The sequence below is a fragment of the Dietzia sp. IN118 genome, assembly GCF_032905965.1.
Taxonomy (GTDB): domain Bacteria; phylum Actinomycetota; class Actinomycetes; order Mycobacteriales; family Mycobacteriaceae; genus Dietzia; species Dietzia kunjamensis.
In genome coordinates this window covers 1,032,575-1,042,859 of record NZ_JAUMSR010000001.1, presented here as the reverse complement: position 1 = coordinate 1,042,859, position 10,285 = coordinate 1,032,575, and the positions used below count along the sequence as shown (strand labels likewise).

Genomic DNA, 10,285 nt, shown 5'->3' with positions numbered 1-10,285 from the left:
CCCACGATCTGCCCGGCCCACGATCTGCCCCTCAGATATCGATGCGCCCCAGGGAGCCCGCGCGTGGATCGGAATACGAGGCGCGTCACGGCGGGCCGGAGGGCAGATCGACACCGGCGGGGCGAATCGGCGCCAACCCGCCCCGCCGGCTCTCGAAGCCCGGCCCGGCCGGACATCATGCCCCTGGCGTTCCCCGGGCCTCGTCCGCGCGCTGCCGCGGCAACCGCCTTACGGCGCGGTCGTCCCCACCGAGTAGGCGGCCGCCGCGTCGCGCACGTCCATGACGTATTCGCGCGACGCGTTGTAGGCGAGCACGGCCCGCTGCCAGTTCTCGGCCTGCGAGAGGTCTCCCCCGTTCGTGCACAGCAGGCGCGCGGCGGACACGGCGGCGTCGTCGATCTGGTTCGGATCGGCGCGCCCGTCTCCGTTGGCGTCGACGCCGTACTTGCGCCACGATTCGGGGATGAACTGCATCGGCCCGACGGCCCGGTCGTTCTCGGTGTCGCCGTCCAGCTCGCCGCCGTCGGTGTCGGGGATGTCGGCGAAGCCGGGCGAGCCGTCGAGTTTGATGCCAATGATCGGCGGGAGCGCGTAGCCGTCGTCACTCAATGACGCCCCGCGGTACCGGCCGTGCCGCGTCTCCACGTGCCCGATCCCGGCGAGCGTCGTCCAGGCGAGGTTGCACTCGGGACGGGTCTGCCGCATGGTCTCGGCGGCGTTGCCGTAGGCAGCGAGTGCGGCGACAGGGATATTCATCGGCTCGTTGAGGCCCGCCGCCCACTCGCGCAGCTGGTCGGAGGTGCGGCCGGGCGCGTTGATGTCGACGCTCGGCACCGGGGCCCCGGCGGCGGGCGGGATGCCCGGGGGGATGGGCGTCGGCGCCTCGCGGGTGGGCCCGTAGGAACACGACGACGACAACACGGCAACGGCGACCAGGCCCGCGAGACTCGCGGTGGCGCGGGGGGTCAGGGTGGGCATCGCGCTCAAGTCTGCCCGAGCGGGGCCCGGCAGCGCGTCGGGTATCCCCCGATTCCCGGCGGGCCGGCCGTGACCTTCCCCTCACCCGGACTCGAACCCGCCGGCGAGCGCGGTGAGCTCGTCCAGCAGGGCGTCGCGGCTGATGGCGGGCTGGTCGAGGACCCAGCGGACGGCGATGTTCTCCACGGCCATGACGATCACCCAGGCCCGCGCGGCCGGATCCGCCGAGCGCAGGCCGGCCGCAGAAAGGTACACGGCCAGCAGCTCGCGGACGCGGGTCTCCAGCGCGTGCTGCGCGGCCCGGTGGCGGACCGCGGGCAGTTCCTCCCACACGATCCGCAGCAGCCCGGCGTCCGCCTCCAGGGCGGACAGCAGCGCGTCGGCGATCGACCGGGCCGTCGCCGGGCTCTTCACGTCGACCGGGCCCGTGGCCGAGAGCGATGCCGCGACCCGGTCCGAGATCTCCGCCGACCACCGGTCCATGACCACCGCGACCAGCGCGGATTTGTCCGGGAAGTACTGGTACAGCGAGCCGGGGCTGACCTCCGCCTCGTCGGCGACGCGGTTGGTGGTGAACGACTCGTAGCCGTCGCGCACGAGCACAACGCGAGCAGCCTCCACGATCCGCTCCACCATCGCGCGGGATCTCGCCTGCTTGGGCACCTTTCTCATAGACGCGAATTGTATGCGAGTAATTACTCGCGTCATAGTCGTGTCATGACCGCAGCGCCTGAACGCCCCACCACCGCCACCGGTTCGCCGGCCGGCGAACCCGCCCCGCCGTACCCCACGCGCTTCCGCGAGGCCGAGGACCGCTCCCGCCGCATCGGCCGCACTCTCAAGGCCGTCGCGCGCGTGGACGAGGTCGACGAGCAACTCATGGACCGCCTCGGCCGCGGCTACCTCGAACGCGACGAGCTCGGCAACAGGCTGGCCGCCGCGATGCGCCTGCGCTCGGGCGAGCCCGGCGCCGTGAGCCGCCGCCGGCTCGACGAGGCCCTGACCACCGGCACGGCCGGCCTGCCCGAGGACACCGCGCCCGTCCTGCGCGAGTACATCGCGCGGCTCGAGGACACCCCGGACTGGGTCGACTGGGCCAGGATCGAGCGCGGCCAGAAGGTCTACCTGCGGCTGGGCCAGAACGCCGCCGACATCCTGCTGCAGCTCTCGCTCATCGGCGGCTACCGCTTCGGCGGCCCCACCGACCTGCTCGTGGCCACCGGCGGGCTGACCGGCAACACGACCCTGCGTCGCCTGGCCGAGACCAGCCACTGGACCATGTCGCTGTCGATCCCCGACGGGCTGCGCCCGGGCGGCGAGGCCTGGCGACTGACCGGCCACGTGCGGGCGATGCACGCGGTGGTCAACCACGCCATGGAGCCCCGCTGGGACACGGGCCACTGGGGCCTGCCGATCAACCAGAGCGACCTCGCCGCCACCCTGGGCCTGTTCGACGCCGTGGTCCTGCTGGGCGTGCGGACGCTCGGCGTGCCGGTGAGCCGGCAGGACTCGGCCGACGTCATGCACGTGTGGCGCTACGTCGGCTGGCTGCTCGGGGTCGACGACGACTTCCTCGTCGAGCGCGAGAGCGAACGCCACCGCATCAACTACCACATCCTCCTGGCGCAGGCCGGGTTGTCCGAGGCGGGCCCGCAGCTCACGCAGGCGCTGGTCGAGGCGCAGCGCACCCGGCATCGCAGCGGCCCCTTCCCTCGCCTGCGCGCCCGCATCGGCCACGAGCGGCTGCTGAGCATGCTCACCGTGCTGCTCGGCCCGGAATCGATGCGGGAGTTCGGCCTGCCCGTCCGGCCGCCGTGGGCCCACGCCTATCTCGTCACGCTCAACACCCTGCGCTACCGCACGCCGTTCGGCCGCGCCCGGCTCGACGCGTGGGGCGAGCGGGTCCGCGACCGCGAGCGCAAGGAGACCTTCGGCAACTCCCGGCCCGACATTGGCCGCCCCGCCACCACCTGACGCCGGACTCCCCCGAGGGGCCCGCCCCGACCCGCGCCCGCCTGCCCTCCCGCCTGCCTGCCTGCCTGCCTGCCTGCCGAGCAGAGGATTTCGCGCGTATCGCCCGAGAGACGGGTGCACGAATTCCTCTTGTCGGCGGGCTATGGCGGCGAGGAGGCCAGACAGCCGCCTGGTGGCTCAACGTCAGTTCAGCGTGCGTTGTACAGTTCAGCGTATGCTGACGCGTGCCACCCGCCTCGACGTGATGCATCGGCTCGGCCGCGCGATGGCCGACCCCACCCGGTCCCGGATCCTGCTGTGCCTGCTCGAGGGGCCCCGGTACCCGGCCGACCTCGCCCGCGAACTCGAACTGACCCGGCCCAACGTCTCCAACCACCTCGGGTGCCTGCGGGACTGCGGGATCGCCGTGGCCGCGCCCGAGGGGCGGCAGATGCGCTACGAGATCGCCGACCCGCACCTCGAGGCCGCACTCACCGCGCTGCTCGACATCACACTCGCCGTGGACCGCGACGCCGAGTGCGCGGTCTCCGACTGCCCCACGTGCGCGGCGTCATGACCTCCGCGTGCGGCTGCGAGGCGCCGGCGCCCGCCGACCCCGAGGAGAAGGACCGACCGTGGTGGAAGGACCCGGCGGTCCTCATCCCGGCCGCGTCCGGCGTCGCGTTCGTCTCGGGCCTCGCGGCAGAGTGGTGGGGGGCAGAGTGGTCGGGAGCCGGACCGGCCGGCCAGGCCCTGTTCTGGATCGGCCTGCTGCTCGGCGGGTCGACGTTCGCCCCGGCAGCGATCCGCGGGCTGCTCACCAGCGGCCGGCTCGGCATCGGGTTGCTCATGACCATCAGCGCCGTGGGCGCCGTGATCCTCGGCTACGTCGAGGAGGCCGCAGCCCTGGCCTTCCTCTACTCGATCGCCGAGGCGCTCGAGGACAAGGCGATGGACCGCGCCCGCTCCGGCCTGCGTTCCCTGCTGACGCTGGTCCCGGACACCGCCACCGTCCGCCGGGGTGCCCGCACCATCGAGATCCCCACCGCCGAGCTTCGTGTCGACCAGATGCTCGTCGTGGCCCCCGGCGAGCGCGTCGCCACCGACGGGATCGTGGCCCGCGGCCGTAGCAGCGTCGACGCCTCCGCGGTCACGGGCGAGTCGATCCCCGTCGAGGTCACGCCCGGCGACCGCGTCCTCGCCGGTTCGATCAACACCTCCGGCCTCCTCGACCTCACCACCACCGCCCCGGGCACCGACAACACGCTCACCACGATCGTCGGCCTCGTCGAGCGCGCCCAGACCGAGAAGGGCGACCGGGCCCGCCTCGCCGACCGGATCGCCCGCCCGCTGATCCCCGGGGTCCTCGTGCTGGCCCTGCTCGTCGCGGGCCTCGGCTCACTGCTCGGCGACCCGGAGCTGTGGATCACCCGCGCGCTGATCGTCCTGGTCGCCGCCTCGCCCTGCGCACTGGCGATCTCGGTGCCCGTCACCGTGGTCTCCGCGATCGGCGCGGCCAGCCGGTTCGGTGTCGTCGTGAAGTCCGGGGCGGCGTTCGAACGGCTCGGCACCATCCGTCACCTCGCGATGGACAAGACCGGGACCCTCACCCGCAACGAGCCCTCGGTCGTCCGCGTCCTCACCACCCCGAGCACCAGCGAGTCCGAGGTGCTGTCCCTGGCCGCGGCCGTCGAGGGCCACAGCACCCACCCGCTGGCGGCCGCCATCACCTCCGCCGCCCTCGCCGGGGCCTCCCGGCAGGACCCGGCAGACCCGCGGGTCTCCGCGCCGGGAATCGCAGACGCCGAGCACGTCGAGGAGTCCGCCGGGCACGGGATCTGCGGCACCATCGACGGACACCTCGTCACCGTGGGCTCACCACGCCGGCTCGCCGCCGGACAGCTCACCGGGCAAATCACGACCCTCGAGCACGAGGGCATGACCGTGGTGGTGGTCCACCGCGACGGCCGCCCGATCGGCGCCATCGGCATCCGCGACGAACTGCGGCCGGAGGTCCTCGTCGTCGTCGCCACCCTGGCCGACCACCGCATCGGCGTGAGCATGCTGACCGGCGACAACCCACGCACCGCGGCCGCTCTCGGCGCGCAGGCCGGCATCGGTGACATCCGCGCCGACCTCTCGCCCGGCGACAAGGCCGACGCGATCGCCGAGCTCGCCCGCACCCGGCCCACGGCGATGATCGGCGACGGCATCAACGACGCCCCGGCACTGGCCACCGCGGACGTCGGCATCGCGATGGGCGCGACCGGATCCGACGCCGCGATCGAGTCCGCGGACGTGGCCTTCACCGGCACCGACCTGCGCCTCCTGCCCCGGGCCCTCGCCCACGCCCGCCGGGGCAGCCGGATCATCAACCAGAACATCGTCCTCTCACTGATCCTCATCACCGCCCTGGTCCCACTGGCGATCACCGGCGCCCTCGGGCTCGCCGCGGTGGTCCTGGTCCACGAGATCGCCGAGGTCATCGTGATCCTCAACGGGCTGCGGGCGGCGCGGATCCCCTCGGCACCTGCGGCTACGGCGCGCGCGTGAGGCCTGAACGCCTCAGTTCGCGCAATTAGCCGATAACGGCTAATTCGTCACTTTTAGGTGCTTTCACCTTATGTCGGCGGTGTGTGGCACGATCGCCCCATGTACGTGGTGACCATCGACCAACGCCGCAGCCGCAGCAGCGCCGACCGGGTACCCGCCCTGATCGACGCCCTGGCGGGCATCCCGACCGCGGCCGCGTTCGAGCGCACGGCCGGAGACGAAGTCCAGGGCCTGCTCGACGACCCTGCCGCGGTGCGGTCGGCGCTGCTCGTCGCCCTGCGCGAAGGTGACTGGCACTGCGGTGTCGGGGCGGGGGAGGTCGACGACGAGTCCTACTCCTCCGGGACCAGAGCCGGACGCGGGGCCGCCTATCTCGCCGCCCGCGACGCCGTCGACGCCGCGAAGGGCCTCCCCGGCTCGGTGGCCATACGGGTGCCGGGCGACCCCGGATCGCGGGACGACCGCGGCTCGGCGACGGCGTGGGCCGCCGACTGCGAGGCGGTATGGGCTCTGGTGGCGCCACTCGTGCTCGGACGCACCGACGCGCAGTGGCGGGTGGTGGACGCCGTCGACCGCTCCCCCACCCAGGTCGCCGCCGCCGAGGAGTTGGGCATCACGCCCGCCTCGGTCACCGGGGCACTGCGGCTGTCGCAGATCCGCGAGGAGCGCGCCGCGTACCCCGTGCTCGACCGGTTGCTCGGCGGCGCACACGACGCGGCCGTGGGCGGGGCCGGCAGCCCGGCGAGCGGCCAACGCGGTAAGGCCACGAACGGCGCGCGTGGGAAGGCCGACCGATGAGCTGCTGGCCCGCCTGGATCCTGGTCGCGATCGTCGTCGCGCTGAGCCTGATCGCCTCCGCCGCGCTCGGTTCTCCCATCGCGTCGCTCGTCCTGCGCTCGGCACGGGTGCCCGAACCCCCGACCATCGAGGTCAGCGGTGACGCGCGAACCCCGGTGATGCGCCGACGCGACGATCCCGCCCCGGCTGTCCGCGAGGTCCTGCGCGGGGGGATGTGGATCGGGATCCTCGAACGCGTCGGACTCACCGCCGCCATCCTCGCCGGGCGCTTCGAGCTCGCCGCGGTGGTCGTGGCCATCAAGGCCCTCGGCCGCTACCCCGAGATCCGCGAGAACCCGGCGGTGAGCGAGCGGTTCATCATCGGCACGCTCGCCTCCCTGCTCGTCGCCGCCGCGTGCGGGGCGCTCGGACTCGCAATACTGCATACCCTGGGCTGAGCACGCCTGCCGATCCCCGAGGAGAGGACACCCGCCATGACCCGCACGACGCTCCTGGTCTCCGCCGCCGTGACCGCGTCCGCGCTGGCCCTGACCGCATGCAGCGGGGGCGGGGACGACACCGCGACCGCGGCTGCCCCGGCCGGCACCTCCGCCGACGCCAGCGCGGAGTCCGGCACGAACGCCCCGGCCGATCCCGGCGCCGACGCTCCCGCCGATGAGGGTGAGCGCTCGGCCGCCGACGTCATGTTCGTGCGGATGATGATCCCGCACCACGAGCAGGCGATCGAGATGAGCGACATCATCCTGGCCAAATCAGACATCCCCGCCGACACCACCGCCCTCGCCGAGAAGATCAAGGCCGAACAGGCTCCCGAGATCGATCAGATGACGACCTGGCTCGACCAGTGGGGACAACCGCCCGGCCCGCGCGACGGCCACCGGGGCCACGGTGGCGGCGGCATGCCCGTGATGGGCAACGACATGTCGATGATGGACGGCATGCTCTCCGCCGACGAGCTCCAGCAGTTGTTCGACGCCGAGGGCACCGACGCCGCGCGGCTGTACCTGGAGCAGATGATCGCCCACCACGAGGGCGCCATCGACATGGCACAGGGGGAGGTGGCGGACGGCACCTACCCGCCGACCGTCGCCCTGGCCCGGTCGATCATCGACACCCAGCAGCAGGAGATCGCGCGCATGCGTGAGATGCTCGCGGCGATGTGAGGCCTGACCGGCCACGCGACACCCGACGGCGTGATACCCGACAGCGTGACACCCGACAAGGAGCCCGCCCAGCAATGACCACCACCCCTCGACTGCGTCGCCGGGCCCTCGCCGCGGTCGTCACCGCGAGCTGGCTCACCCTCTCCGCCTGTGGCACCACACAATCGGGCCAGGCGGACCAGAGCCCCAGCGGGCAGAACCAGAGCGCGCAGAACCAGGGCGGACAAGACCACAGTGGTCAGAACCAGGCCGAGGCGAGCCAGGTCGCGGCGGTCGAGATCCTCGACCAGTACGGGCTGGCCGATATGGACGCCCGCGGGGTGATCGAGCACCTCGACACGATGCCCGTCGCCGAGCGCCCCACCACCCTCCTCGCCTCGGTCCAGCCGACCGAGCTCGTCCTCACCGACACCGCCGGCGGCTCCATCGCGACCCTGCCGATGCCGGACGAGCAGTTCTACCTGTCCGTCGCGCCCTACGAGGACCAGACCCATGACTGTCTCTTCCACAGTCTGACGACCTGCCTCGGCGAGATGGCCGGCGAGCCCGTCGACATCACCGTGACCGACGAGACGGGGCGGACGGTCGTCGACGAGACCCGCACGGCCTACGACAACGGGTTCGTCGGCCTGTGGCTCCCCCGCGACCTCACCGGCACCCTCACCGTCGAGCACGACGGAAAGTCCTCGACGGTGCCGATCGCCACCGGCGACGACGACCTCACCTGTCTGACCACGGCGCACCTGACGTAAGAGCCCGACGCCGCACCCGACCCGCACCCGCCAGGAGCCCGCCCATGGTCACCGTCCGAACCGCCACGCGCGCCGACGCGCCCGCGATCGCCCGCATCCTCAGCGACGCGTTCCGCGACGACCCCGCATGGTCGGTCACGCTGCCCGAGGACGAGACCCGGCACACCAAACTCACCTCGTACTACCTCCGCCGGGTGCGGCGACACCCCCAGTGGGTCGACGTCGCGATGGACGACGGCCGCGTCGTCGGCGCGGTCCTGTGGCAGCCCCCTGCCGCCCCCGGCGCTCTGGGCACCGCCCGGCGAGCGATCTCCGGTGCGGCCCTGTGGACGCTGGGCCGGCTCCCCCTGGGCCGCGGTGCCCGGCACACCCTCCAGATCGAGGCCTACCGACCCACCGAACCGCACTGGTACATCCGCGACATCGGCACCGGTCCCCGAGCCCGCGGCAAGGGCGTCGGATCGGCACTGCTGAAGCACCGACTGAGGGTCGTCGACCACTCCGCGACCCCGCTGGCGTTCCTCGAATCCACCACCCCGGCGAGCCGACGCCTCTACGAGCGGTTCGGGTTCGAGGCGGTGGGCTCCGTGCCGACACTTCCCGGCCAGTCCTCGACCGCCATGGTCCGTCGACCCGTCGACAGCGCGGACCGGTCCGGCCGGCCCGACGGAAACGCAGAGTAGACCCGCCGGGCGGCACCTCCTCCGCGCACGCGACGAGCCACTCAGTACGCTCACGGCTATGACGGCAGACTTCGTGACCCCCATCACAAACACGCTCGGCCGCGCGCGCCAGAACGTCATCTACCGCTCCGGAGTCTCCGGGATCACCCCCGCGGTGCCGACCGGCGCGGAGAAGCTCGAAGCCGCCGCCCGCCGCGCGCTCCTGCGACGACCCGGCGGGAAGAAGGCCTGGGCCTACGTCTACGGAGGCGCCGGCTCGGGGCAGACTATGGCCGCCAACCGCGAGGCCTTCGACCGCCGTCGGCTGGTGCCACGCATGCTCCGCAACACCTCCCGGCGCGACATCTCCACCACGGTGCTCGGGCAGACGCTCCCCGCGCCCGTCCTGGTCGCCCCGATCGGCGCCGCCGGACTCATCCGCCGCGACGCCGACGTCATGGTCGGCCGAGCCGCCGCCCGGCGCGGACTGCCGTACATCTTCTCCTCGCAGGGTTCCTCGCCCATGGAGGCCACGGCCGCCGCGATGCAGGCCAGCCCCCGCTGGTTCCAGCTGTACTGGAGCAGCGACGAGCAACTGGTCGACAGCTTCATCGCCCGCGCCGAGGCGATCGACGCCGGGGCCCTGGTCGTCACGCTCGACACCACCACCCTCGGTTGGCGGCCGTGGGACCTCGACCTCGGTTCGCTGCCGTTCACCCGCGGCGTCGGGATAGCGCAGTACACCTCGGACCCGCGTTTCCGGCAGTTGGTCGCCGAGCGGGTCGAGCGCGAGGCCGCGGCGGGTGCGGCCGCGGACGCCGATGCCGATGCCGATGCCGTCAAGGTCACCCCGCAGGCGGCGCTGACGCTGCTCGAGATGGCGCGCAACCACCCGGGCTCGACGCGGGAGAACCTGCGCGCCCCCGAGACCCGGGCCGCGGTGCAGACGTTCCTCGACACGTTCTCCAACCCGGCACTGAGCTGGGACCACCTGGCGACCCTGCGAGACCGGACGAAGCTGCCGATCGTCCTCAAGGGCGTCCTGCACCCCGACGACGCCCGGCAGGCATTCGACGCCGGTGTCGACGCGGTCATGGTGTCCAACCACGGCGGTCGCCAGGTCGACGGGTCGATCGGCACCCTCGACGCCCTCGTGGCGATCCGCGAGGCGGTCGGCCCGGAGCCGACACTGCTGCTCGACTCGGGCGTCCGCAACGGCACCGACGTCGTCAAGGCCATGGCGTGCGGCGCGAACGCGGTGACGATCGGCCGGCCCCACGTCTACGGCCTGGCCATCGCCGGCGAACACGGCGTCGGCGAGGTGCTCGACAACCTGCTCGCCGAGATCGACCTCACCATGTCGCTGAGCGGCGCCAGCTCGTGGGACGAGGTCGACGCCGCGCTCCTGGCCTGAGACTCGCGCCCG

The 10,285-nt window shown here is 72.8% G+C and carries 11 protein-coding genes; 9 read left to right on the top strand and 2 right to left on the bottom strand.

The window, feature by feature from the left end; all coding sequences use genetic code 11:
* Window positions 1-228: 228 nt before the first annotated feature.
* Both Q2K20_RS05130 and Q2K20_RS05125 read right to left on the bottom strand, forming a co-directional pair.
* Window positions 229-978, bottom strand: coding sequence for a lytic transglycosylase domain-containing protein (locus Q2K20_RS05130; protein WP_067713423.1), 750 nt, complete (start codon window positions 976-978; stop codon window positions 229-231).
* Window positions 979-1,059: 81 nt separating this feature from the next.
* Window positions 1,060-1,650 (bottom strand): TetR/AcrR family transcriptional regulator, encoded by a 591-nt coding sequence (locus tag Q2K20_RS05125; RefSeq protein ID WP_317176715.1) that lies wholly within the window; start codon window positions 1,648-1,650, stop codon window positions 1,060-1,062.
* Window positions 1,651-1,695: 45 nt separating this feature from the next.
* Here Q2K20_RS05125 and Q2K20_RS05120 point away from each other — a divergent pair, with 45 nt between their 5' ends.
* The 9 genes from Q2K20_RS05120 to Q2K20_RS05080 all read left to right on the top strand — a co-directional run bounded on the left by Q2K20_RS05120 (window position 1,696) and on the right by Q2K20_RS05080 (window position 10,273).
* Window positions 1,696-2,952: an oxygenase MpaB family protein gene (locus Q2K20_RS05120; RefSeq protein ID WP_317176714.1), complete on the top strand. Its 1,257-nt coding sequence runs from the start codon at window positions 1,696-1,698 to the stop codon at window positions 2,950-2,952.
* A gap of 214 nt (window positions 2,953-3,166) precedes the next feature.
* Entirely contained in the window at window positions 3,167-3,508 is a 342-nt protein-coding gene (locus Q2K20_RS05115; protein WP_067713415.1) for an ArsR/SmtB family transcription factor, read from the top strand.
* Window positions 3,505-5,484 carry a cation-translocating P-type ATPase gene (locus tag Q2K20_RS05110; protein WP_317176713.1) on the top strand — a complete coding sequence of 660 codons (1,980 nt, stop codon included), beginning with the start codon at window positions 3,505-3,507 and terminating at the stop codon, window positions 5,482-5,484. The genes Q2K20_RS05115 and Q2K20_RS05110 overlap by 4 nt, the downstream gene beginning before the upstream one ends.
* 99 nt (window positions 5,485-5,583) lie before the next feature.
* Window positions 5,584-6,282, top strand: coding sequence for a hypothetical protein (locus tag Q2K20_RS05105; RefSeq protein ID WP_317176712.1), 699 nt, complete (start codon window positions 5,584-5,586; stop codon window positions 6,280-6,282).
* Window positions 6,279-6,719 (top strand): hypothetical protein, encoded by a 441-nt coding sequence (locus Q2K20_RS05100; RefSeq protein ID WP_317176711.1) that lies wholly within the window; start codon window positions 6,279-6,281, stop codon window positions 6,717-6,719. The genes Q2K20_RS05105 and Q2K20_RS05100 overlap by 4 nt, the downstream gene beginning before the upstream one ends.
* Before the next feature lie 36 nt (window positions 6,720-6,755).
* Entirely contained in the window at window positions 6,756-7,445 is a 690-nt protein-coding gene (locus tag Q2K20_RS05095) for a DUF305 domain-containing protein (RefSeq protein ID WP_131886155.1), read from the top strand.
* A 74-nt stretch (window positions 7,446-7,519) separates the two neighbouring features.
* Window positions 7,520-8,197 (top strand): CueP family metal-binding protein, encoded by a 678-nt coding sequence (locus Q2K20_RS05090; RefSeq protein ID WP_317176710.1) that lies wholly within the window; start codon window positions 7,520-7,522, stop codon window positions 8,195-8,197.
* A 44-nt stretch (window positions 8,198-8,241) separates the two neighbouring features.
* Window positions 8,242-8,880, top strand: coding sequence for a GNAT family N-acetyltransferase (locus Q2K20_RS05085; RefSeq protein WP_317176709.1), 639 nt, complete (start codon window positions 8,242-8,244; stop codon window positions 8,878-8,880).
* A gap of 58 nt (window positions 8,881-8,938) precedes the next feature.
* The gene (locus Q2K20_RS05080; protein ID WP_317176708.1) at window positions 8,939-10,273 is read left to right on the top strand and encodes an alpha-hydroxy-acid oxidizing protein; all 1,335 of its coding nucleotides are present in this window, start codon (window positions 8,939-8,941) and stop codon (window positions 10,271-10,273) included.
* Window positions 10,274-10,285: the final 12 nt, after the last annotated feature.

Coding starts and splice junctions, on each gene's coding strand:
- Q2K20_RS05110 (WP_317176713.1), top strand. CDS start 3,505: ATGACCTCCGCGTGCGGCTGCGAGGCGCCGGCGCCCGCCGACCCCGAG.
- Q2K20_RS05130 (WP_067713423.1), bottom strand. CDS start 978: ATGCCCACCCTGACCCCCCGCGCCACCGCGAGTCTCGCGGGCCTGGTC.
- Q2K20_RS05090 (WP_317176710.1), top strand. CDS start 7,520: ATGACCACCACCCCTCGACTGCGTCGCCGGGCCCTCGCCGCGGTCGTC.
- Q2K20_RS05120 (WP_317176714.1), top strand. CDS start 1,696: ATGACCGCAGCGCCTGAACGCCCCACCACCGCCACCGGTTCGCCGGCC.
- Q2K20_RS05115 (WP_067713415.1), top strand. CDS start 3,167: ATGCTGACGCGTGCCACCCGCCTCGACGTGATGCATCGGCTCGGCCGC.
- Q2K20_RS05085 (WP_317176709.1), top strand. CDS start 8,242: ATGGTCACCGTCCGAACCGCCACGCGCGCCGACGCGCCCGCGATCGCC.
- Q2K20_RS05105 (WP_317176712.1), top strand. CDS start 5,584: ATGTACGTGGTGACCATCGACCAACGCCGCAGCCGCAGCAGCGCCGAC.
- Q2K20_RS05125 (WP_317176715.1), bottom strand. CDS start 1,650: ATGAGAAAGGTGCCCAAGCAGGCGAGATCCCGCGCGATGGTGGAGCGG.
- Q2K20_RS05080 (WP_317176708.1), top strand. CDS start 8,939: ATGACGGCAGACTTCGTGACCCCCATCACAAACACGCTCGGCCGCGCG.
- Q2K20_RS05100 (WP_317176711.1), top strand. CDS start 6,279: ATGAGCTGCTGGCCCGCCTGGATCCTGGTCGCGATCGTCGTCGCGCTG.
- Q2K20_RS05095 (WP_131886155.1), top strand. CDS start 6,756: ATGACCCGCACGACGCTCCTGGTCTCCGCCGCCGTGACCGCGTCCGCG.